Below are 23,229 nucleotides of genomic sequence, written 5' to 3'. Positions count from 1 at the left end.
CCCGCTGGGCGCTTCCGCCCGGCAAGAGAGGCGACACGAAGACATGGCCACCCAGATGAAGCCGCCGCACGGCGTCAAGCCGTTCAACAACCGCCGCCGCATCCGCAAGATTTTCGGCAACAGCGGTGAAGTGGTGCAGATGCCGAACCTGATCGAGGTTCAGCGCGAAAGCTATGAGCAGTTCCTGCGCTCCAACCCGGCGATCGGCTATGTCTCGGGCCTCGAAAAGACCCTGCGTTCGGTGTTCCCGATCCGCGATTTCGCCGGCACGGCCGAGCTGGACTTCGTGCATTATGAGCTGGAAGAGCCGAAGTACGACACCGATGAATGCCGCCAGCGCGGCATGACCTATGCCGCGCCGATGCGCGTCACGCTGCGCCTGATCGTGTTCGAAGTGGACGCCGACACCGAAACCCGCTCCGTGCTCGATATCAAGGAGCAGGACGTGTACATGGGCGACATGCCGCTCATGACCGAGAACGGCACCTTCATCATCAACGGCACCGAGCGTGTCATCGTCTCCCAGATGCACCGTTCGCCGGGCGTGTTCTTCGATCACGACCGCGGCAAGACCCATGCTTCGGGCAAATATCTGTTCGCCGCCCGCGTCATCCCCTATCGCGGCTCGTGGCTGGATTTCGAATTCGACGCCAAGGACATCGTCAACGTCCGCATCGACCGCAAGCGCAAGCTGCCGGTCACCAGCCTGCTCTATGCGCTGGGCTGGCACTCGGAAGAAATCCTCAACCTCTTCTACAACCGCGTCACCTGGGTGCGCGGCCATGGCCCCAACGGCGATGCCGGTTGGGTGGTGCCGTTCGTCGAAGCCAACTGGCGCAACAGCAAGCCGACCTTTGACGTGGTGAACGCCGAAACCGGCGAAGTCGTGTTCCCGATGGGCACCAAGGTGACGCCGCGCATGGTGCGCAAGGCCACCACCGACGGCTGCAAGAGCCTGCTGATCCCGACCGAGGAAATCTTCGGCCGTTACAGCGCCTTTGATCTGATCAACGAAGCCACCGGCGAAATCTACATCGAGGCCGGTGACGAGCTGACCGCCGAGAATCTCGAAAAGATCGATCGCTCCGGCCAGGCCAGCATCGAGCTGCTCGACATCGATCATGTCTCCACCGGGCCGTGGATCCGCAACACGCTGATGGCCGACAAGGTGGAAGACCGCGACCATGCGCTGGCCGAAATCTATCGCGTCATGCGCCCGGGCGAGCCGCCGACGCGCGAAACCGCCGAAGCCATGTTCTATGGCCTGTTCTTCGATCCCGACCGCTATGACCTGTCGGCGGTGGGCCGCGTGAAGATGAACATGCGCCTGGGCCTCGACTGCCCGGATGATGTGACCGTGCTGCGCCGCGAAGACATCGCCTCGGTGGTCAAGACCCTCGTCGACCTGAAGGACGGCAAGGGCGAGATCGACGATATCGACAATCTCGGCAACCGCCGTGTCCGCTCGGTCGGCGAACTGCTGGAAAACCAGTATCGCGTCGGCCTGCTGCGCATGGAACGCGCCGTGAAGGAGCGCATGAGCAGTGTCGATATCGACACCGTCATGCCCAACGACCTGATCAACGCCAAGCCGGCGGTGGCCGCGGTGCGCGAATTCTTCGGCAGCAGCCAGCTGTCGCAGTTCATGGACCAGACCAACCCGCTGTCGGAAGTCACCCACAAGCGCCGCGTCTCGGCCCTGGGCCCGGGCGGTCTCACCCGCGAACGCGCCGGCTTCGAAGTGCGCGACGTGCACCCGACGCACTATGGCCGCATCTGCCCGATCGAAACGCCGGAAGGCCCGAACATCGGTCTGATCAACAGCCTCGCCACCTTCAGCCGCGTCAACAAGTACGGCTTCATCGAAACCCCCTATCGCAAGGTGGTCGATGGCAAGCTGACCGACGAGGTGCAGTATCTCTCCGCCATGGAGGAGGCCCGCCACACCATCGCCCAGGCCAATGCCGGCATCGATGGCAACGGCGTGTTCGTGGAAGAGCTGATCTCCGCCCGCCAGGCCGGTGAATTCCTGATGGCGCCGGCCAGCACCATCACGCTGGCCGACGTGTCGCCGAAGCAGCTGGTTTCGGTCGCTGCCTCGCTGATCCCGTTCCTGGAAAACGACGACGCCAACCGCGCGCTGATGGGCTCCAACATGCAGCGCCAGGCGGTGCCGCTGGTGAAGGCGGAATCGCCGTTCGTCGGCACCGGCATGGAAGGCACGGTGGCCCGCGACAGCGGCGCCGCCATCGCCGCCAAGCGCACCGGCATCGTTGACCAGGTGGACGCCACCCGCATCGTGATCCGCGCCACCCAGGACGTGGAACCCGGCAAGTCGGGCGTCGACATCTATACGCTGATGAAGTTCCAGCGTTCCAACCAGTCCACCTGCATCAACCAGCGCCCGCTGGTGACCGTGGGTGACCTGGTGCAGAAGGGCGACATCATCGCCGACGGCCCGTCGACCGAGGATGGCGAACTGGCGCTGGGCCGCAACGTGCTCGTCGCCTTCATGCCGTGGAACGGCTACAACTACGAAGACTCGATCCTGATCAACGAGAAGATCGTCAAGGAAGACATCTTCACCTCGATCCACATCGAGGAATTCGAAGTCATGGCCCGCGACACCAAGCTGGGCCCGGAAGACATCACCCGCGACATCCCCAATGTCGGTGAAGACGCGCTCGCCCGCCTCGACGAGGCCGGCATCGTCTATATCGGCGCCGAAGTGGAGCCGGGCGACATCCTCGTCGGCAAGATCACGCCCAAGGGCGAATCGCCGATGACGCCGGAAGAAAAGCTGCTGCGCGCCATCTTCGGCGAAAAGGCCAGCGACGTGCGCGACACCTCGCTGCGGCTGCCGCCGGGCGTGTCGGGCACCATCGTTGACGTGCGCATCTTCAACCGCCACGGCATCGACAAGGACGAGCGCGCCCTGCAGATCGAGCGCGAGGAAATCGAGCGCCTGGAAAAGGACGCCACCGACGAACGCGGCATCCTCGATCGCGCCACCTATGCCCGTCTTGCCGATGCCCTGCTGGGCCAGGAAGCCGTGGCCGCGCCCAAGGGCGTGAAGAAGGGCGTGACCATCGATCAGGCCCTGCTCGACGAACATCCCCGCCGCGAATGGTGGAAGTTCGGCGTCGCCGATGACGGCGTGCAGGCCGGCCTGGAGGCGCTGAAGGCGCAGTGGGATGAAGCCCACGCCAGCATCAACGCCAAGCTGGAAGACAAGAAGGCCAAGGTGCAGGCTGGCGACGAACTGCCGCCGGGCGTGCTGAAGATGGTCAAGGTCTTCGTGGCTGTGAAGCGCAAGCTGCAGCCGGGTGACAAGATGGCCGGCCGTCACGGCAACAAGGGGGTCATCTCCCGCATCCTGCCGCAGGAAGACATGCCGTTCCTCGCCGATGGCACCCCGGTCGACATCGTGCTCAACCCGCTGGGCGTGCCCAGCCGCATGAACGTCGGCCAGATCTTCGAAACCCATCTGGGCTGGGCCGCGCGCGGCCTGGGCAAGAAGATCGCCGCCATGCTGGAAGGCATCAACGATACGATGGCGAATGGCAGCGCCGCCGAAATCCGCGACCTGTTCAAGGCCATCTATGGCCCGCAATATGGTGCGGACATCGAGGGCCTGGATGATGCCGCCGTGGTGGAACTGGCCCGCAACCTCGCTGGCGGCGTGCCGATGGCCACCCCGGTGTTCGACGGCGCCAAGGAAAGCGACGTGTCGCACATGCTGGAACTGGCCGGGCTCGACAGCTCGGGCCAGGTCGAGCTGTTCGACGGCCGCACCGGCGACCAGTTCGATCGCAAGGTGACCGTGGGCTATATCTACATGCTCAAGCTGCACCACCTGGTCGATGACAAGATCCACGCCCGCTCGATCGGCCCCTACAGCCTCGTCACCCAGCAGCCGCTGGGCGGCAAGGCCCAGTTCGGCGGCCAGCGCTTCGGGGAAATGGAAGTCTGGGCCCTGCAGGCCTATGGCGCTGCCTACACCCTGCAGGAAATGCTGACCGTCAAGTCCGACGACGTGGTGGGCCGCACCAAGGTGTATGAAGCCATCGTCAAGGGTGACGACACGTTCGAAGCCGGCATCCCCGAAAGCTTCAACGTGCTCATCAAGGAAATGCGGTCGCTGGGCCTCAACGTCCAGCTGCAGAGCATCGAGGATGTCGAGTGATTTCGGCCTCCCCTCCCGCTCGCGGGAGGGGACGGGGGTGGGAGCACCCCAATTGCTGACTTCGCTTTTGCCAAACGACGCCCACCCCCAACCCCTCCCGCAAGCGGGAGGGGAGCACGGGGGAAGGAAGGGAAGAAGACCATGAACGACGTGACCAATTTCTTCTCGCCGGCCGCCAAGCCCGAGACCTTTGACCAGATCCAGATCGCGATCGCTTCGCCGGAGCAGATCCGCAGCTGGTCCTATGGCGAGATCAAGAAGCCCGAGACCATCAACTACCGCACGTTCAAGCCGGAGCGTGACGGCCTGTTCTGCGCCCGCATCTTTGGCCCGATCAAGGATTACGAATGCCTGTGCGGCAAGTACAAGCGCATGAAGTACAAGGGCATCGTCTGCGAAAAGTGCGGCGTGGAAGTGACCGTCTCCAAGGTCCGCCGCGAACGCATGGGCCATATCGAACTGGCCGCGCCGGTCGCCCACATCTGGTTCCTGAAGTCGCTGCCCAGCCGCATCGGCATGCTGCTCGACATGCAGCTGAAGCAGCTGGAGCGTGTGCTCTACTTCGAACAATATGTCGTCATCGATCCGGGCATGACCCCGTTCAAGAAGTTCGACCTCCTGACCGAGGATGAACTGCTGACCGCCCAGGAAGAATATGGCGAAGATGCCTTCCAGGCCGGCATCGGCGCCGAAGCCATCCGCACCCTGCTCGAACAGCTCGACCTTGAAGGCGAGATGGAGCAGCTGCGTGAGGAGCTGCGCACCACCAAGTCGGAACTGAAGCCGAAGAAGATCATCAAGCGGATGAAGGTGGTCGAAAGCTTCATCAACTCGGGCAACAAGCCGGAGTGGATGATCATGACCGTCGTGCCGGTCATCCCGCCCGATCTGCGCCCGCTGGTCCCGCTGGACGGTGGCCGCTTCGCGACGTCCGATCTGAACGATCTCTACCGCCGCGTCATCAACCGCAACAACCGCCTGAAGCGCCTGATCGAGCTGCGCGCGCCCGACATCATCGTGCGCAACGAAAAGCGCATGCTGCAGGAAGCCGTGGACGCGCTGTTCGACAACGGCCGCCGTGGCCGCACCATCACCGGTGCCAACAAGCGTCCGCTGAAGTCGCTGTCCGACATGCTGAAGGGCAAGCAGGGCCGCTTCCGCCAGAACCTGCTCGGCAAGCGCGTCGACTATTCGGGCCGTTCGGTTATCGTCACCGGCCCCGAACTCAAGCTGCACCAGTGCGGCCTGCCCAAGAAGATGGCCCTGGAGCTGTTCAAGCCGTTCATCTACTCGCGCCTCGACGCCAAGGGCCTTTCGATGACCCTGAAGCAGGCCAAGAAGTGGGTGGAAAAGGAACGCAAGGAAGTCTGGGACATCCTGGACGAGGTGATCCGCGAGCATCCGGTGCTGCTGAACCGCGCGCCGACGCTGCACCGCCTTGGCATCCAGGCCTTCGAACCCGTGCTGATCGAAGGCAAGGCCATCCAGCTCCACCCGCTGGTCTGCTCGGCCTTCAACGCCGACTTCGACGGTGACCAGATGGCCGTCCACGTGCCGCTTTCGCTGGAGGCCCAGCTCGAAGCCCGCGTGCTGATGATGTCCACCAACAACATCCTGTCGCCGGCCAACGGCAAGCCGATCATCGTGCCCTCGCAGGACATGGTGCTGGGTCTCTATTATCTGTCGATGGAGCTGGAGAACGAGCCGGGCCAGGGCATGGCCTTTGGCACCATGGCCGAAGTGCACCAGGCGCTGTTCACCAAGGCGGTGACGCTGCACACCAAGATCATCGCGCGTGTGCCGCAGACGGATGAGGATGGCGTGGTGCGCATGAAGCGCTTCAACACCACCCCGGGCCGCCTGCTGCTGGGCGAAACCTTGCCGAAGAGCCACAAGGTGCCGTTCGAAACGGTCAACCGTCAGCTCACCAAGAAGGAAATCGGCGACGTCATCGACACCGTTTACCGCCACACCGGCCAGAAGGAGACGGTGCTGTTTGCCGACGCCATCATGGCGCTGGGCTTCCGCCACGCCTTCCAGGCCGGCATCAGCTTCGGCAAGGACGACATGGTGATCCCCGATGCCAAGGCCAAGCTGGTTGATGAAACCAAGGCGCTGGTGAAGGATTTCGAGCAGCAGTATCAGGACGGCCTGATCACCCAGGGTGAGAAGTACAACAAGGTCGTCGACATCTGGGCGCGCTGCGGTGACCAGGTTGCCACCGAAATGATGAAGGAAATCAGCGCCAAGAAGAAGCGGCCCGATGGCCGTGAGGCGCCGATCAACTCCATCTACATGATGGCCCACTCCGGTGCGCGTGGCTCCCAGGCCCAGATGAAGCAGCTGGCCGGGATGCGCGGCCTGATGGCCAAGCCGTCGGGCGAGATCATCGAAACGCCGATCATCTCCAACTTCAAGGAAGGCCTGACCGTGCTGGAGTATTTCAACTCCACCCACGGCGCCCGCAAGGGTCTGGCCGACACCGCGCTGAAGACCGCCAACTCCGGTTACCTGACCCGCCGTCTGGTCGACGTTTCGCAGGATTGCGTCGTCGTCGAACAGGATTGCGGCACCGAACGCGGCATGGTGATGAAGGCCATCGTCGAAGGCGGCAACACCATCGTGTCGCTGGGCGAACGCATCCTCGGCCGCACCGTGCTGGTGGACGTGGTTGATGCCAAGACCGGCGAAGTCGTGGTGGCCGCCGGCCATCTCGTCACCGAAGCCGACGTTGGCCGCATCGAATCGGCCGCCGTGGCGGAAGTGAAGATCCGCTCGCCGCTGCTGTGCGAAACCAAGGGCGGCGTCTGCGCCACCTGCTATGGCCGCGACCTGGCGCGCGGCACGCCGGTGAACATGGGTGAAGCCGTGGGCGTCATCGCCGCCCAGTCGATCGGCGAACCGGGCACGCAGCTGACCATGCGCACCTTCCACATCGGCGGCGCCGCCCAGGTGTCCGAACAGTCGACGCTGGATGCGCCGGTGGATGGCCTCGTCGAGTATCGTGGCCTCACCACCATCACCGACAGCCGCGGCCGCGCCATTGCCATGGCCCGCAACGGCGAACTGGTGCTGCGCGATGGCGAGGGCCGCGAACGCTCGATCCACCGCATCACCTATGGTGCGATCATCGCGGTGGCCGATGGCGCCACGGTGAAGAAGGGCGACCGCCTGGCCGAGTGGGACCCGTACACCCTGCCGGTGATCACCGAAAAGTCGGGCAAGGTGAAGTATCAGGACCTGATCGAAGGCCTGACCCTGCGCGAAGAGGTGGACGAAGCCACCGGCATCACCAACAAGGTGGTCGCCGAATGGAAGTCCAGCAACAAGAAGGAAGATCTGCGTCCGCGCATCACCCTGCTTGATGACGCCTCGGGTGAATCGGCCCGCTATATGCTGGCGGCCGATGCCATTCTCTCGGTGGCCGATGGCCAGGATGTTTCGGCCGGTGACGTGCTGGCGCGCATCCCGCGTGAAGCCGCCAAGACCCGCGACATCACCGGCGGTCTGCCGCGCGTGGCCGAATTGTTCGAAGCCCGCGTGCCCAAGGACAATGCGATCATCGCCCGCATCGATGGCCGCGTGGAATTTGGCAAGGATTACAAGACCAAGCGTCGCATCACCATCCGTCCGGAGGAAGGTGGCGATCCGGCCGAATATCTGGTGCCCAAGGGCAAGAACGTGGCGGTGCAGGAAGGCGACTTCGTGCGCAAGGGTGACTATCTGATCGATGGCAACCCCAACCCGCACGACATCCTGGAAGTGCTGGGTGTGGAGCCGCTGGCCGAATATCTCTGCGCCGAAATCCAGGAAGTCTATCGCCTGCAGGGTGTGCGCATCAACGACAAGCACATCGAAGTGATCGTGCGCCAGATGCTGCAGAAGGTGGAAATCACCGAAAGCGGCGACACCACGCTGCTGGTGGGCGAACAGGTCGACCGCGAGGAAATGGACGCCGAAAACGCCAAGCTTGGCCCCGATGGCCGCCCGGCCGCCGGCAAGCCGGTGCTGCTCGGCATCACCAAGGCCTCGCTGCAGACCAAGAGCTTCGTGTCGGCGGCGTCCTTCCAGGAAACCACCCGCGTGCTCACCGAAGCGGCCGTGCAGGGCAAGGTCGACACGCTGACGGGCCTGAAGGAAAACGTCATCGTCGGCCGGCTGATCCCGGCCGGCACCGGCGCCGGCATGCAGCGGCTGCGCGTGGCGGCCAACGCCCGCGACGTCGCCCTGCGCGCCGTGCAGAAGGCCAACCAACAGGCGCTGGAACAGACCGAAGGCTGACCCCTTCGCCTGTTCGGGCCCGAAACACCCCGCCGGCAGCGCTGCCGGCGGGGTATTTCTTGGGGCTTTCGGTCACCATATTGCCGCGTCTTGGCCACAATGCGCTGGCAAGAGGCCGCGCAAGGGTGGGATTCGTCCACCGTTCGGGATCGAAAATTGGCCACAGCGTTCAAAATGCCGGAAGCGATTGGCTCTGAACCTGCCCGCCCGCTGCGGGTGGCGCTGTTTTCCGGCAACTATAATTATGTGCGTGACGGCGCCAACCAGGCGCTGAACCGGCTGGTCGCCTTCCTCGAACGCGAAGGCTGCACCGTGCGCGTCTATTCGCCCACCAGCGACACGCCGGCCTTTGAACCGGCCGGCACGCTGGTTTCGGTGCCCAGCTTTGCCATTCCCGGACGCGGCGAATATCGCCTGGCGCTGGGCCTGCCCGATCGGCTGAAGCGCGAGATCCGCGATTTCGCCCCCGATATCATCCACTTGTCTGCCCCCGATCCCGCCGCCCATGCCGCCAAGAAACTGGCGCGCAGCCTTGGCGTGCCGGTGGTCGCCTCCATCCACACCCGCTTTGAAACCTATCTCGAATATTATGGCCTTGGCTTTGTCCGTCCCGGCATCGAGGCGCTGCTGCGCCGCTTCTATGCCGGGCTGGACGAGATTTTTGTCACCACGCCGGGCTTTGGCACCATGATGCGCGCGGCCGGCATCATCGCCGCCGAACCCGCCGTGTGGAGCCGCGGCGTCGACAAGACCCGCTTCACCCCCGCGCGGCGCAGCCCGGAATGGCGCTGGAGCCTCGGCATTGGTGACACCGAAGCGGTGATCGGCTTTGTTGGCCGGCTCGTGCTGGAAAAGGGCCTCGATACCGTGGCGGCGGCGGTCAACCAGCTGAAACAGCGTGGGATTCCGCACCGGTTGCTGGTGGTGGGCGATGGCCCGGCGCGCGAACGCTTTCAGGCCCAGGTGCCGGATGCCATCTTCACCGGCTTCCTCGATGGCACCAATCTTGCCCGCGCCTATGCCAGCGCCGATCTGCTGCTCAACCCCTCCACCACCGAAACCTTCGGCAACATCAACCTGGAAGCCATGGCCAGCGGCATCCCGGTGGTCGCGGCGCGCGCCAGCGGCAACGAATGCCTGGTCAGCGATGGCCGCACCGGCGCCCTGATCACACCGGGGGACATCACCGCCTATGCCGATGCACTGGCGCGTTATTGCACCGATCCGCAATTGCGCGCCGCCCATGGCAAGGCTGGGCTGGCGGCGGCCCAGGCCTTTGACTGGGATGTGATCAACGGCGCCGTACTCTCTCGCTATCGCGAATTGATTGCAGCTAACCACAAGTAAAATCACGGGTTTCCGAGTTTTTTGCAATCGTGTAGGGCACGGCCATGATGCTGCGCCTCGCTCTGTTGTTTGTCCTCGCCAGTGCGCCAGCCGTGGCACAGCCGGCGGCCATGTCCATCGATGCGCTGGCCGCCGATGTCGTGGCCGGCAACCCCGAACGCCAGTATCTCGCCCGCCAGATCAGCCTGGCGCAAACCGGCGTGGCCGCCGCCGGCCGCCTTGCCGATCCGGATGTCAGCGTCGATTTCGGTGAAAAGCGCACCGACAGCCCGTTGACCGGCCAGCGCCTGGGCGATGGCCCGGCCTTTGCCGTGTCCATCCTGCAACCGTTTGAATTCAATGGCCGGGTCCCGCTGCGCAAGGCGATTGCCGAAGGCAATGTCACCCTCGCCCGGCTCGGGCTGGCGCAATTTGATGCGGCGCTGGCCGGCCGGGCGCGCAGCCTGGGCTATCGCCTGTTTGCAGCGGGCGAACGCGCCGATGCCGCGGCCGCCGTCGCTGCCCGCATGCGCAGCCTGGCCGCCGTGCTGCTCGCCCGCGATCCCGCCGGGCCCACCCCGCGGGTGGAAGCCGCCGTCCTGGAAGCCGCGGCCATCAATGCCGAACGCGCCGCCGCCGAATCGCAGGCCAGCTACAACAGCATCCTCTATGAACTGAACGGCCTGCGCGGCCAGCCCTTCCCGGCGCGGCTGCGCGTTCTGCGCCCGCCGGTCGCGCCGCCGCCGCTGCCCGATGTGACCGTGCTGGCTGACCGGCTGGAAAGCGGCAATTTCGAGCTGCAGGCGCTGAAGACCCAGCTCAGCCAGCAGGGCCTGTCGGTGCGGCTGGCCGAAAAGAGCCGCGTCGGCGCCATCAGCATCGGCCCCTATCTCACCCGCGAGCGCGGCGACGTGCGCGACACCATCGCCGGGGTGCGCGCCCAAACCACCCTCCCGCTGTGGAACCGCCAGGAAGGTGATGTCGCGGCCGCCGAAAGCCGGGAGGCGCAAGGCCAGGCCACGCTTATCGCCACCCGCCGCCGTCTGCTGGCGCAGCTCTATGGCGATGCTTCCCTGTATCGCGCCCGCAGCGAGGCGCTGGCCCGCTGGCCCGGTGATGCGCCGCAGCGCTTTGCCGCCGCCGCTGAAGAGGCAGACCGCGCCTATCGCCTCGGCGCCGTGCCGCTGGCCACCTATGTCGCGATGCAGACTGGTTGGCTCGATGCGCTCACCGCCGTGCTCGATACCCGCGCCGGCCTGTGGGAAGCGCGTGAACAGGTCCGCATCCTCACCGGTGCCGGCAGCGAACCGTGATCGCCGCCCTGATCTCGGCCAGCGCCCGCCACCGCGGCGGCGTGCTGCTGGCGGCGCTGGTTGCGGCCGCCATCGGCCTGTATCATCTTGTCACCCTGCCGATCGATGCCATCCCCGATGTCACCGGCGTGCAGGTGCAGGTCAACACCGCCGTGCCCGGCCTTGCTGCCGAGGAGATCGAGACGCGGGTGACCGTGCCGCTGGAAAGGCTGATGGGCGGCCAGCCCGGCCTCACCGGCTTCCGCTCGCTCACCCGCTCAGGCCTCTCCCAGGTCACCCTGCTGTATGAGGACGGCATCGATGTGATGCGTGCCCGCCAGGTGGTGACGGAACGGCTGGCGACGGCACTGGCGCTGCTGCCACCCGGCGCCGCGCCACAGTTGGCACCGATCACCACCGGGCTGGGCGAGATTCTCTACTACACGCTGGAATGGGACCATCCGCCCCATGCCGAGGCGCATCATCCCGGCCTGATGCCGGCCAGCATGGCTGATGAGCATCTGATGGCGCTGGCCGAAACCCAGGAATATGTCGTCGTGCCGATGCTGCGGCAGGTGCAGGGCGTTGCCGAGGTCAACAGCATCGGCGGGCTGGAACGCCAATATGTGATCGAGCCTGATCTGGCCAAGCTGCGCGCCGCTGGCGTCACACCGGCCGAACTGGCCGCCGCCGTGGCCGCCAATGCCGACAACGCCGGCGGCGGCCTGATCACCCAGGGGCCGCGCCGGCTGGTGGTGCGCACCGATGCCAAGGTGATGCACCCCGAAGCGATTGCCGCCCTGCCGGTGAAATTCGCCGGCGGCGTGCGGCCCTTGACCGTTGGCGATCTGGCCACCGTGCGCGTGGGCAGCACCCTGCGTTCCGGCGCTGCCACGGTGGACGGCAAGCAGACGGTGCTGGGCACGATCATGATGCTCAGCGGCCAGAACAGCCGCGAGGTCGCCCGCCGCATCGATGCCCACCTGACCGAAGTGCAGGCCGTGCTGCCCAAGGGGATGGTGATCAAGGTCCGTTATGACCGTGCCGACATTGTCGAGCGCACCGTCGCCACCGTGCGCAGCAACCTGTCGGAAGGGGCGCTGCTGGTCGCCTTTGTGCTGATCCTGGCGCTGGGCCAATGGCGCGCGGCGCTGATCGTGGCGGCCGTGATCCCGGTTGCCTTCCTGCTCGCCAGCATTGGCATGGTGCGGCTGGACATCAGCGGCAATCTGATGAGTCTCGGCGCGCTCGATTTCGGCTTGGTGGTGGACGGCGCCATTGTCGCCGTGGAAAATGCCCTGCGCCGCCTGAGCGCCGAGACCGAGCGCCAGGGCCGCCCGCTCGCCGATGACCAGCGCCGCGCCATCATCGCGTCGGCCATGGGGCAGGTGGCGCGGCCGGTGGCGTTTGGCGTGGCGATCATCACGCTGGTCTATGTGCCGGTGCTGGCGTTGGGCGGAGTGGAAGGCAAATTGTTCCGGCCGATGGCGATCACCGTCATGCTGGCGCTTTCAGCCGCGCTTCTGGTCAGCGTCACCCTGGTGCCGGCGCTGGCGTCCTACGGGCTGAAGGCCGGCGAATCGCACGGGCCGACGAAGCTGGTCGCCGCGCTGGAAGCCATTTATCGCCCGGTGCTGGCCGCCACGCTGCAGCGGCCGGTGCTGGCCATCGTGCCGGCCGTGCTCGCCGTTGTGGCCGCCGGGCTGGTCTTCACCCGGCTGGGCACGGTGTTCACGCCGCGCCTTGATGAAGGTTCGATCACCACCATGGTCTATCGCCCGGTGGACATGAGCCTTGATGAAGCCGTGGCCGAGGAAATGGCAGTGGAACGCGCGCTGCTGAAGACCTTCCCGCAATTGACCCATGTCTTCTCGCGCATCGGCACCGCGGCGGTGGCGACCGATCCGATGCCGCCTAACGAGAATGACCTCTACATCCACTACAAGCCCAGGGCCGAGTGGCCGGCCGATGGCCCGCAGGACAAGGCCGAGCTGGTGCGCGCCATCGAGAAGACGGCCCAGAGCGTGCATGCCGGCCAGCGCTTCCTGTTCGCCCAGCCGATCGAGATGCGCTTCAACGAGATGCTGGAGGGCACCCGCGCCGACCTGTCGGTGAAAATCTATGGCGACGACAACGACAGGCTGGAGCAGCTGGGTGCCGCCGTGCTGAAGGTGCTGCGCCGGCTGCCGGGCACGGCGCAGGCCGAATATGAAGTGGACGGCCGCACCCCCAGCCTGGTGGTGAAGGTGGATCATGACGCGCTGGTGCGGCTGGGCCTGGGCGCCGACGAGGTCAACCGCGCCATCAGCACCGCGCTGGCGGGCCAGGAGGTGGGCGCCATCCTGGAAGGCATCCGCCGCCACGGCATCGTCGTGCGCCTGCCCGATGCGCAGCGCGCCAGCCTCGACACCATCCGCGCGCTGCCGCTGCGCGTGGGCCAGGCCGGCATGGTGCCGCTGGGCAAGGTCGCCACCCTTGAAGAGGTGATGGCCGTGGAGCCGGTGCGGCGGGACAATGGCCAGAAGCGGGCCGCGCTGCTGGTCAATCTCAGCGGCAGCGATGTCGAGGGCTATGTGGCGCGGGCCAAGGCCGAACTCGCCAAGGCGGTGCCGCTGCCCGAAGGCTATCGCATCGAATATGGCGGCCAGTTCAAGCAGTTGCAGGAAGCCAAGGCGCGGCTTGCCGTGCTGGTGCCGGCCTGCCTGCTGCTCATCCTCGGCCTCGTCTATGGCGCGCTGCGCTCCCTGCCGCAGGCGCTGATCGTGTTCGCCGGCATCCCGCTCGCCGTCACCGGCGGGGTGTTCGCGCTGGCCTCGCGCGGCATGCCATTTTCCATCACGGCGGCCATCGGCTTCATCGCGCTGTCGGGCATCGCCATGCTGAATGGCCTGGTGATGGTCGATCACGTCAACCATCTGCGCGATGGCGGGATGGCGAAGGACGATGCCGTGCGCGCCGGCGCGCTCGACCGGTTGCGGCCGGTCATCTCCACCGCGCTGGTGGCCAGCATCGGCTTTCTGCCAATGGCGATCGCCACCGGGGCCGGGGCCGAGGTGCAGCGCCCGCTGGCCACCGTGGTGATTGGCGGCATCCTGTCGTCCACCCTGCTCACCCTGCTGCTGCTGCCCGCCCTCTATCGCCGCTTTGTTCGCAGCTGAGCCCATCTGCGCCTTGGCCTTGAGGAATCGCGCCATCGCGCCTACATGGGTGGTGCCGGCTTGCCGGCTATGGCGATAAATGATGCCGTGAAATAGACGCAGCGGACCCGGGGGCAGTACCCGGCGGCTCCACCATTCGTTCAGCCTGTTGTCGGGGTGAATTGCGGGGCCGAACCAGGATCGACGTGTGTTCAAAGACGGTGTTTTTGCCCGGCCTGAATGAGCCGTTAAACCGTTCAAAACCCACAAATGCCAACGACAACGAGGCATTCGCGATCGCGGCGTAATTGAGTCCTCACGGACGAAATTACCTCAAGAGAACGCGGCACGGGCCACGCCGGGCAACAGAAGTGGATTCCAGCGGCCTGAGGGAGGGCCGGGCAACAGAACCTCCCTCACTTCAAGCACCGAACACGGCCCGACCGGAAAACCCACAACTTGGGGGGCCGGGCAACATTACCGCTTCAACATTCGCACCGCCGCCGCCGGCCATGATAGACTTGGCCCGCAGCCATCCGTCCGCACAGCTCCACCGGACCATCGGCCGCAGAAAGCGATTTCACCATGCAACGCCACCCCGTCGCCCTGTGGTTCCGGCCCAAGTCGTTCGGTTACGGATGGACACCGGCCACCTGGGAAGGCTGGTTGGTCACTGCGTTGGCCGTGGCGGCCGTCGCAGCCATCGCCGGTTGGGCCGGCCGCTGAGACTTGACCTTGGCCGCGCCCCGCGCCAATCGGGTGCGCACACCAGCCAAGGCGCGCCCCCGTGAACGACACCACCCCTGACAGCCTGATTCCCTATGACGATATCGTCCAGGATGCGCTGCGCGGCGTGGTCAGCCGCGTGCTGCGGCGCATCCAGGCCGAAGGCAGCCTGCCCGGCAGCCATCATTTCTACATCGCCTTCCGCACCCGCGCCCCCGGTGTGTCCATCCCCAGCCATCTCATGGAACGCTATCCGGACGAGATGACCATTGTCATCCAGCACCGTTATTGGGATCTGGTGGTGGCCGATGATCATTTCTCCATCGGCCTGTCGTTCAACCAGATGCCGGCCACGCTGGTCATTCCCTATGATGCCATTGTCGGCTTCGTCGATCCGGCGGTGAACTTCGCCCTGCAGTTTGCGCCCAAGGATGGCGAGCATGCACCGGAACCGCCGGAGCCGGAGACGCCGCCACCCGCGCCGGAGCCGGATGGCAGCAGCGATGGCAGCAATGTCGTCACGCTCGACCGGTTCCGCCGCAAGTGACCCAGTTCATCCGCCGCGATGCGCCCGCCCGGCGCGGTTTGATGTTCGTGCTGTCCTCCCCCTCGGGCGCCGGCAAGACGACCATGTCGCGCGCGCTGATGGCCGAGGACAATGAGATCACCATGAGCGTTTCCGCCACCACCCGCCGGCCCCGCCCGGGCGAGGTGGATGGTGTCGATTATTATTTCGTCAGCCCCGATCAGTTCCAGTCGATGGTGCAGGAAAATGCCCTGCTGGAATGGGCCACCGTGTTCGGCAACCGTTATGGCACGCCGCGTGCCCCCGTGGAGGCCGCCCTGGCCGCCGGCCGCGATGTGCTGTTCGACATTGATTGGCAGGGCACGCAGCAGCTGCAGCAAACCGATGCCGCCTCCGACCTGGTGCGCGTGTTCATCCTGCCGCCCACATTGGCCGAGCTGGAACGCCGGCTGACCAGCCGCAACACCGATCACCCCGATGTGATCGCCGGCCGCATGGCCCGCGCCCGCGACGAGATCAGCCATTGGGGCGAATATGATTATATCCTGGTCAACGACGATGCCGAAACCTGCCTGAACGAGATCCGCGCCATCCTGAAGGCCGAACGCCTGCGCCGAAAACGCCAGCTCGGGCTCGCCGGCTTCGTGCGCGGCATGCTGGGCGAATGAGACACTGGCCGGCTCTGCTGCTGCTGGCCGGCTGCAGCACGGCCGATGATCTGCAGCCCTATGCCGTCGTCCGCCGCGCCGATGTGTGGCAGGCGGTGATCCGCGACAATGATCGTGGCCGCCTCGCCCGCCTGTCTGACGCGTGGACGGAGGCGCAGGCCGATATCGCTGCCGCCGGCGCCACCGCCGATCTCGCCGCGCTGGGCCCTGTCGCCGATCCCGCGCTGGCCAGCCCGGCGCCGCTGCCGGCAGCCGGCGCGTTCCAGTGCCGCATCATCCGGCTGGGCTGGCGCCAGGGCAGTGTGCGGCTGGCCCCGCCGGTGCAGGCCGAAGCCTGGGCACCCTGCACCCTGGCCGCCGATGGCATATTGCTGCGCCTCGAAACCGCGCCCGGCGTGCAGCGCTTTGCCGGCACGCTTTATCCCGATGTGGACCGGCTGGTCTTCCTGGGCAGCGTGCAACTGGCTGGCGAGCCCGGCCGCCTGCGCTATGGCGAGGATCGCGACCGCGACCAACTCGGCGTGCTCACCACCCTCGCCCCCGGCCATTGGCGGCTCGCGCTGCCCTGGCCGCGCTGGAGCGCCCGCCTGGTGCTGATCGAGATCAAGGCCGGCTAGTGGCCGAATTCACCGCGGTGCTGGCGGCCCAGAGCTGGGCCTTCTGGGCGGCGGCCATTGCCGGCGTCACCATCCTGGGCCTCGCCAAGGGCGGCTTTGCCGGGCTGGGCGTGCTGGGCGTGCCGATCATGGCGCTCGGCATGAGCCCGGTGCTCGCCGCCGCCATCCTGCTGCCGATCCTCCTCGTTCAGGATGTGTTTTCGGTGAAGGCCTTTGGCGCCCATCGCAGCAACCGCGTGCTTGCCCTGATGATCCCCGGATCATGCCTGGGGATCCTCGCCGGCTGGGCGCTGGCCCGCTTCGTGCCGGTGGCGGCGGTGGAGGCGGCGGTGGGCCTGATTGCCTTTGGTTTTGGCATCCAGCGCATCCGCGCCGAACATCGTGGGCTGGCCGCGCGGGTCGGCCCGCCGTGGCAGGGCGTCGTGATGGGCGCCGCTGCCGGCTTCACCAGCCAGATCGCCCATGCCGGCGGGCCGCCGTTCCAGATGCATGTGCTGCCGATGAAGCTGCCGCGTGACACATTCATTGGCACCAGCAGCGTGTTCTTTGCGGTGATCAACTGGCTGAAGGTGCCGGCCTATGCCGCGCTGGGCACCTTCACGCCGGCCAACATGGCGCTGGCGGCGGCGCTGCTGCCGGCCGCGCTCGCCTCCACCTGGGCCGGCACCCTGCTGGTTCGCCGGGTTGATGGGCCGCGTTTCTATGCCATCATGCATGTGTTGATGATCCTGGTTGGGGGGAAATTGCTATGGGACGGGCTTTCGGGGCTCTGATCGCGGCCATGCTGGCCAGCCCGGCAGCGGCAGCGCCAGTCGATCTGGTTGCGCTCTACAAGGATCTCCACGCCCATCCGGAACTGGGCTTTCAGGAGGTGCGGTCGGCTGGCATCCTCGCCGCCGAAGCCCGCGCTGCCGGGTTCGAGGTGACCGAAAAGGTCGGCGGCACCGGCGTTGTGGCCCTGCTGAAGAACGGCAAGGGCCCCACCGTGCTGGTGCGGGCCGACATGGATGCGCTGCCGGTCAAGGAAATCACCGGCCTCGCTTATGCCAGCCAGGCCACCGGCCATTACAAGGGTGGCCCGGAAACGCCGGTGATGCACGCCTGTGGCCATGATATCCACATGGCCGTGTGGGTGGGCGTGGTGCGCGCGCTCGCCGCCAACAAGGCCAATTGGCGCGGCACGGTGATAATGGTGGCCCAACCGGCCGAGGAGATCATCCAGGGCGCCCGCGCCATGCTGGCCGATGGTCTCTATGCCCGCTTTGCCCGCCCCGATTATGCCCTGGCCCTGCACGATGGCACCGGCCCGGCCGGCACGGTGCAGGTGAACCTTGCCGCCAACGCCTCCGCCGCCGACACGGTGGACATCGAGGTGAAGGGCATCGGCGGCCACGGCGCCTATCCGGCCGACACGAAAGACCCGGTGGTGCTGGCCAGCCGCATCGTCATCGCCCTGCAAACGCTGGTCGCCCGCGAGAATGACCCGTTCCAGCCCGCCGTGGTGACGGTGGGCAGCATCCACGGCGGCACCAAGCACAATATCATTGGCGAAAGCGTGCATCTGCAATTGACGGTGCGCAGCTTTGATGCCGGCGTGCAGGCCCGGCTGCTCGAAGGCATCCGCCGCATCGCCCGCGGCGAGGCCATCGCCGCCGGCCTGCCGGAAAGCCTGTATCCCGAAGTGACGGTGGACCCCAACGGCACCCAGCCCACCATCAACACCACGCCGCTTGCCACCCGCATCAAGGCGCTGTTCCAGAAAACGCTGGGGCCGGACAAGGTGCTGGAAGGCAACCCGTCGATGGCGTCAGAGGATTACAACCAGTACGGCCTGGCCGATCCGCGCATCCAGACGGTGATGTATTCGCTCGGCGCGGTGAATGCCGATGTGTGGGCCAAGGCGCAGAAGGACGGCACGAAATTGCCCGGCCCGCACAACCCGCGCTGGGCCCCCGATCCCGAACCCACCATCGCCACCGGAGTCGCCACCATGACCGATGCGGTGATGATGCTGCTGCCCAAATCGCGTTGAGGAACCAAAGCAATGAAAAGCCTGCTTGCCAGCCTGCTGCTCGCCACAGCCGCGCCCGCCCTGGCCGCGCCGGTTGATCTCGTCAGCCTCTACAAGGATCTGCACATGCACCCCGAACTGTCGGGGCAGGAAGTGCGATCGGCGGCGATCCTGGCGGCTGAAGCCCGCGCCGCCGGGTTCGAGGTGACCGAGAAGGTGGGCGGCACCGGCGTGGTGGCAGTGATGAAGAACGGCCCCGGCCCGGTGGTGCTGGTGCGGGCCGACATGGATGCGCTGCCGGTGAAGGAAACCACCGGCGTGCCCTATGCCAGCGTCGCCACCGGCAAGATGCTGGGTGCACCGGCCGATGCCCCGATGACCCCGGTGATGCACGCCTGCGGCCATGATATCCACATGACGGTGTGGGCCGGCACTGCCCGCTGGCTGGCCGAGAACCGCAAGGCCTGGCGCGGCACCGTGGTGATGATCGGCCAGCCGGCCGAGGAAGCCAATGGCGGCGCCGAAGGCATGTTGAAGGATGGGCTGTTCACCCGCTTCCCCAAGCCGCAATATGCCCTGGCTTTGCATGACAGCGCCGAAATCCCCGCCGGCAGCGTGAGCGTGCCGCAGAAGGAGGCGCTGGCCGCCGGCAGCTTCATCGACATCGAAATCCCCGGCAAGGGCGGCCACGGCGCCTATCCCGCCACCACCCATGATCCGGTGGTGCTCGCCGCGCGCATCATCATGGGCCTGCAGCCGCTGGTCAGCCGCGAGAACAACCCCTTCGATCCGGCCGTCGTCACGGTGGGCAGCGTCCACAGCGGCACCAAGCACAACATCATCCCCGACAGCGCCCATCTGCAGCTGACGGTGCGCAGCTATGATGCGGCGGTGCAGAAGCGCCTGCTCGACGGCATCGCCCGTGTCGCCCGCAACGAGGCAGCTGCCGCCGGCTTCCCGGCCCATCTGATGCCGGTGGTGACCGGCCTCGAAAACGGCACCCCGCCCACGCTCAACACGCCGGAACTGGCGGCACGGGTGGAAGCCGCGATGATCGCCAGGATGGGCAAGGCCCGGGTGCCGCGCATCCCGCCATCGATGGCATCAGAGGATTTCAACCGCTATTATCTCGCCGATCCGTCGATCCAGTCGGTGATCTTCTGGGTGGGCGGCGTGCCGCAGGATGTGTGGGACAAGGCCAAGCGCGGGGAAGGCAGCCTGCCCAGCCTGCACAACAGCGCCTGGGCCCCCGATCCCGCCCCGACCATCGCCGCCGGGGTGGAGGCGATGACCACCGCCGTCGTCGCCCTGCTGCCGCCGAAATAACGCCCCCCCTCAAAAAGCCCAAGCGCCGAATCGCCGTATCGCCGTGCTACAACCCTCCCCACAACGCTCCTGGGGAGGATGTGCCATGCGTGACTACACGAAATTCTACATCGACGGCCAATGGGTCGATCCGGCCGTCGCCAATCCGCTGGACGTGATCAACCCTGCCACCGAAGAAGTGGCCGGCAAGATCAACCTGGGCAGCGCCGCCGATGTCGACCGCGCCGTCGCCGCCGCCAAGGCCGCCTTCCCGGCCTTTGCCCGCACCAGCGTCAAGGAACGCATCGAGCTGCTGGGCGCCATCGCCGGCGAATATCAGAAGCGCTACAACGACATCGCCGCCGCCATCACCGAGGAAATGGGCGCGCCGGCCTGGCTGTCCAACCAGGCCCAGGCCGCGCTCGGCATCGGCCATATCGCCACCGCCATCGAGGTGCTGAAAGGCTACAAGTTCGATGAGCTCAAGGGCACCACGCTGATCACTAGGGAACCGATCGGCGTCTGCGCCTTCATCACGCCGTGGAACTGGCCGATCAACCAGATCGCCTGCAAGGTCGCACCGGCGCTGGCGGTGGGGTGCACCATGGTGCTGAAGCCGTCTGAGATCGCGCCGTTCAGCGCCTATATCTGGACGGAAATCCTCCATGCCGCCGGCGTGCCCAAGGGCGTGTTCAACCTCGTCAATGGCGATGGCCCCGGCGTTGGCGTCGCCCTGTCGAGCCACAAGGATGTGGACATGGTCAGCTTCACCGGCTCGACCCGGGCCGGCATCGCGGTGGCGAAGAACGCGGCCGACACGGTCAAGCGCGTCGCGCAGGAACTGGGCGGCAAGTCGCCCAACATCGTGCTGCCCGATGCCGATCTGGTGAAGGCCGTCTCTGGCGGCGTGCAGAGCGTGATGATGAACTCGGGCCAAAGCTGCAACGCGCCCACCCGCATGCTGGTGCCGCGCGCGAAGATGGCCGAAGCCGCCGCCATCGCCAAGCAGGTCGCCGAAGCCACCACCGTGGGTGATCCCAACGGCAACAGCGCCATGGGCCCGGTGGTCAGCGAAACCCAGTGGAACAAGATCCAGGGCCTGATTGAACAGGGCATCAAGGAAGGCGCCACGCTGGTTGCCGGCGGCCCCGGCCGGCCGGAGGGGCTCGACAAGGGCTATTATGTCAAGCCGACCATCTTTGCCGATGTGACCAACGACATGACCATCGCGCGCGAGGAAATCTTCGGCCCGGTGCTGGCCATGCTGCCATATGACAGCGAAGAGGACGCCATCGCCATCGGTAACGACACCGTCTACGGCCTTGCCGCCTATGTGCAGGGTGAGCCGGAACACGCCCGCAAGGTCGCCCGCGAACTGCGCGCCGGCCAGGTCAACATCAACCAGGCCGGGTTCGATCTGATGGCGCCGTTCGGCGGCTACAAGCAATCCGGCAACGGCCGCGAATGGGGCGATCACGGCTTTGCCGATTTCCTCGAAACCAAGGCCATCATCGGCTTCGGCGAAGCCCAGGCGGCGGAGTAACCTCCCCTCCCGTTGGCTCCGCCGCCCTGGCGGGTCAGGGGAGGGGTCGGGGGTGGGGAAGTCCGATCCACGCCACCCTCGTCGGCCCCTTATTCCCACACCCGACCCCTCCCGCCAGCGGGAGGGGAGGAGACGAACGAATGACCATCCACACCCCGATCTGTGATCTTCTCGGCGTCGAACACCCGGTGCTGCTCGCCGGCATGGGCGGCGTCTCCTATGCCGAGGTTTGCGCCGCCGTGTCCGCCGCCGGTGGCTTCGGCTCGCTCGGCATGGCCGGCCTGCCGCCCAAATTCATCGCCGATCAGATGGCGCGCGTGAAGGATCTGACCGACAAGCCGTTCGGCGTCGACCTGCTCACCGCCCAGCCCGAAACCCTCACCGCGAGCGTCGATGTGATCATCAAGGGCGGCGCCAAGGCCTTCATCGCCGGCCTGGGCGTGCCGGTGGCCATCATCAACGAGCTGAAGGCGGCCGGCATCGTCGTCATGTGCATGGCCGGCAATGTGAAGCATGCGGTCAAGGCGGCCGAAGCCGGCTGTGATGTCATCATCGCGCAAGGGACAGAAGGCGGCGGCCACACCGGCAGCGTCGCCTCCGTCGCGCTGTGGCCGCAATGCGTGGACGCGGTCGATATCCCGGTGGTGGCCGCCGGCGGCCTTTACGACGGCCGCGGCCTTGCCGCCGCGCTGGCCTTTGGCTGTGTCGGCGTGTGGATGGGCACCCGCTTCATTGCATCCGAAGAGGCGCATGCCGGCCAGAAATACAAGGAAGCGATCGTCGGCATGTCGGAAAGCGACACCGTCATCTCCAAGGTGTTCACCGGCAAGACGCTGCGCGCCATCGTGAATGATTCCAACCGCAACTTCGACAATCGCGATGCCAAACCCTTTGCCGCCCAGGTCGCCGAATCGGTGCAGCTGAACCGGCTGGGCCCCATTGCCGGCGTGCTCGACGTCATCCCCGAAACCCAGTGCCTGGCGGCCGGGCAGGGCGGTGGCGGCATCACCGAAATCCTGCCCGCCGGTGAGATCGTGCGCCGCACCGTGGCCGAGGCCGAATCCACCCTGAAAAGCCTGCGGAGCTTCGGCTGATGCGCCGCCTCCTGCTCGCGCTCGCCCTGCTGGCCACGCCGGCCGCCGCCATCGACGGCCCGGTGTTCAAGGGGTTCGGCACCTACACCGCCACCGAACATGATGTGCTGATCCCTCGGGGCACGGTGCTGCGCCATGTCTATGACGTCACCGCCGCCACGCCGGGCAAGCGCAACCCCGGCTTTGAAACGGCGGCGCGCTTCATCAACTCCCATGTCGGCAACGGCATGGCGGAGCGGGATGTCGCGGTTGCCGTCGTTGTCCACGGCCCGGCCATTGCCGAACTGACGAAGCCCGAGGTTTATGCTGCCCGCAACGCCGGTGCCGCCAACGCCAGCGAGGCGATGGTGAAGGCGATGCTGGAAAAGGGCGTGCGCTTCATCGTCTGCGGCCAGGCCGCCAACGCCATGGGTGTGAAAAAGGCTGACTTGCTTCCCGGCGTCGAACTGGCCATCTCTGCCAGCAGCGCCCACGCCGTCCTGCAGGCGCAAGGTTACACGCTGAACCCGTTCTGAAA

Annotated in this window: 15 protein-coding genes and 1 other RNA gene; all 16 read left to right on the top strand. The window is 66.3% G+C overall.

The features are described from left to right. Positions 1–43: 43 nt before the first annotated feature. The gene (gene rpoB / locus AC6BOR_RS08205) at positions 44–4,186 is read left to right on the top strand and encodes a DNA-directed RNA polymerase subunit beta (protein ID WP_498058001.1); all 4,143 of its coding nucleotides are present in this window, start codon (positions 44–46) and stop codon (positions 4,184–4,186) included. Positions 4,187–4,327: 141 nt separating this feature from the next. Further along, a complete protein-coding gene (rpoC, locus tag AC6BOR_RS08200; RefSeq protein WP_498058000.1) occupies positions 4,328–8,467 on the top strand; it encodes a DNA-directed RNA polymerase subunit beta' in 4,140 nt (1,379 codons plus the stop codon). Between the two features lie 174 nt (positions 8,468–8,641). After that, the gene (locus tag AC6BOR_RS08195; protein ID WP_498057999.1) at positions 8,642–9,814 is read left to right on the top strand and encodes a glycosyltransferase family 4 protein; all 1,173 of its coding nucleotides are present in this window, start codon (positions 8,642–8,644) and stop codon (positions 9,812–9,814) included. A 44-nt stretch (positions 9,815–9,858) separates the two neighbouring features. Further along, a complete protein-coding gene (locus tag AC6BOR_RS08190; protein WP_498057998.1) occupies positions 9,859–11,106 on the top strand; it encodes a TolC family protein in 1,248 nt (415 codons plus the stop codon). After that, a complete protein-coding gene (locus AC6BOR_RS08185; protein ID WP_498057997.1) occupies positions 11,103–14,243 on the top strand; it encodes an efflux RND transporter permease subunit in 3,141 nt (1,046 codons plus the stop codon). The genes AC6BOR_RS08190 and AC6BOR_RS08185 overlap by 4 nt, the downstream gene beginning before the upstream one ends. Before the next feature lie 15 nt (positions 14,244–14,258). Then, positions 14,259–14,602: a transfer-messenger RNA gene (ssrA, locus tag AC6BOR_RS08180) on the top strand. Positions 14,603–14,807: 205 nt separating this feature from the next. Then, positions 14,808–14,948, top strand: coding sequence for a hypothetical protein (locus AC6BOR_RS08175; RefSeq protein WP_498057996.1), 141 nt, complete (start codon positions 14,808–14,810; stop codon positions 14,946–14,948). A gap of 61 nt (positions 14,949–15,009) precedes the next feature. Next, positions 15,010–15,495, top strand: coding sequence for an SspB family protein (locus AC6BOR_RS08170; protein ID WP_498057995.1), 486 nt, complete (start codon positions 15,010–15,012; stop codon positions 15,493–15,495). Positions 15,496–15,536: 41 nt separating this feature from the next. Then, complete coding sequence (gene gmk / locus AC6BOR_RS08165) at positions 15,537–16,142, top strand: guanylate kinase (RefSeq protein ID WP_086116087.1); 606 nt, start codon at positions 15,537–15,539, stop codon at positions 16,140–16,142. Beyond that, the gene (locus AC6BOR_RS08160; RefSeq protein WP_498057994.1) at positions 16,139–16,759 is read left to right on the top strand and encodes a DUF4893 domain-containing protein; all 621 of its coding nucleotides are present in this window, start codon (positions 16,139–16,141) and stop codon (positions 16,757–16,759) included. Before gmk ends, AC6BOR_RS08160 begins: the two co-directional genes overlap by 4 nt. Then, positions 16,759–17,532, top strand: a complete 774-nt coding sequence (locus AC6BOR_RS08155) for a sulfite exporter TauE/SafE family protein (protein ID WP_498057993.1) — start codon at positions 16,759–16,761, stop codon at positions 17,530–17,532. Before AC6BOR_RS08160 ends, AC6BOR_RS08155 begins: the two co-directional genes overlap by 1 nt. Further along, the gene (locus AC6BOR_RS08150; protein ID WP_498057992.1) at positions 17,508–18,791 is read left to right on the top strand and encodes an amidohydrolase; all 1,284 of its coding nucleotides are present in this window, start codon (positions 17,508–17,510) and stop codon (positions 18,789–18,791) included. Before AC6BOR_RS08155 ends, AC6BOR_RS08150 begins: the two co-directional genes overlap by 25 nt. Positions 18,792–18,803: 12 nt before the next feature. Continuing rightward, positions 18,804–20,096 (top strand): amidohydrolase, encoded by a 1,293-nt coding sequence (locus tag AC6BOR_RS08145; RefSeq protein ID WP_498057991.1) that lies wholly within the window; start codon positions 18,804–18,806, stop codon positions 20,094–20,096. An 85-nt stretch (positions 20,097–20,181) separates the two neighbouring features. Then, positions 20,182–21,618, top strand: a complete 1,437-nt coding sequence (locus AC6BOR_RS08140; protein WP_498057990.1) for an aldehyde dehydrogenase family protein — start codon at positions 20,182–20,184, stop codon at positions 21,616–21,618. 140 nt (positions 21,619–21,758) lie between these two features. Then, the gene (locus tag AC6BOR_RS08135; protein ID WP_498057989.1) at positions 21,759–22,712 is read left to right on the top strand and encodes an NAD(P)H-dependent flavin oxidoreductase; all 954 of its coding nucleotides are present in this window, start codon (positions 21,759–21,761) and stop codon (positions 22,710–22,712) included. Continuing rightward, entirely contained in the window at positions 22,712–23,227 is a 516-nt protein-coding gene (locus tag AC6BOR_RS08130; RefSeq protein WP_498057988.1) for a DsrE family protein, read from the top strand. Before AC6BOR_RS08135 ends, AC6BOR_RS08130 begins: the two co-directional genes overlap by 1 nt. Positions 23,228–23,229: the final 2 nt, after the last annotated feature.

The sequence above is a fragment of the Sandarakinorhabdus sp. FBCC-B8862 genome (assembly GCF_059745315.1).
Note: the sequence above shows the minus strand (reverse complement) of the source record. Positions and strands in the feature narration are given on the sequence as shown.

What these genes read in the sequence shown, in the direction of transcription:
- rpoB (WP_498058001.1), top strand. Translation starts at nt 44, where the DNA reads ATGGCCACCCAGATGAAGCCGCCGCACGGCGTCAAGCCGTTCAACAAC.
- rpoC (WP_498058000.1), top strand. Translation starts at nt 4,328, where the DNA reads ATGAACGACGTGACCAATTTCTTCTCGCCGGCCGCCAAGCCCGAGACC.
- AC6BOR_RS08195 (WP_498057999.1), top strand. Translation starts at nt 8,642, where the DNA reads ATGCCGGAAGCGATTGGCTCTGAACCTGCCCGCCCGCTGCGGGTGGCG.
- AC6BOR_RS08190 (WP_498057998.1), top strand. Translation starts at nt 9,859, where the DNA reads ATGATGCTGCGCCTCGCTCTGTTGTTTGTCCTCGCCAGTGCGCCAGCC.
- AC6BOR_RS08175 (WP_498057996.1), top strand. Translation starts at nt 14,808, where the DNA reads ATGCAACGCCACCCCGTCGCCCTGTGGTTCCGGCCCAAGTCGTTCGGT.
- gmk (WP_086116087.1), top strand. Translation starts at nt 15,537, where the DNA reads ATGTTCGTGCTGTCCTCCCCCTCGGGCGCCGGCAAGACGACCATGTCG.
- AC6BOR_RS08160 (WP_498057994.1), top strand. Translation starts at nt 16,139, where the DNA reads ATGAGACACTGGCCGGCTCTGCTGCTGCTGGCCGGCTGCAGCACGGCC.
- AC6BOR_RS08150 (WP_498057992.1), top strand. Translation starts at nt 17,508, where the DNA reads ATGGGACGGGCTTTCGGGGCTCTGATCGCGGCCATGCTGGCCAGCCCG.
- AC6BOR_RS08145 (WP_498057991.1), top strand. Translation starts at nt 18,804, where the DNA reads ATGAAAAGCCTGCTTGCCAGCCTGCTGCTCGCCACAGCCGCGCCCGCC.
- AC6BOR_RS08140 (WP_498057990.1), top strand. Translation starts at nt 20,182, where the DNA reads ATGCGTGACTACACGAAATTCTACATCGACGGCCAATGGGTCGATCCG.
- AC6BOR_RS08135 (WP_498057989.1), top strand. Translation starts at nt 21,759, where the DNA reads ATGACCATCCACACCCCGATCTGTGATCTTCTCGGCGTCGAACACCCG.
- AC6BOR_RS08130 (WP_498057988.1), top strand. Translation starts at nt 22,712, where the DNA reads ATGCGCCGCCTCCTGCTCGCGCTCGCCCTGCTGGCCACGCCGGCCGCC.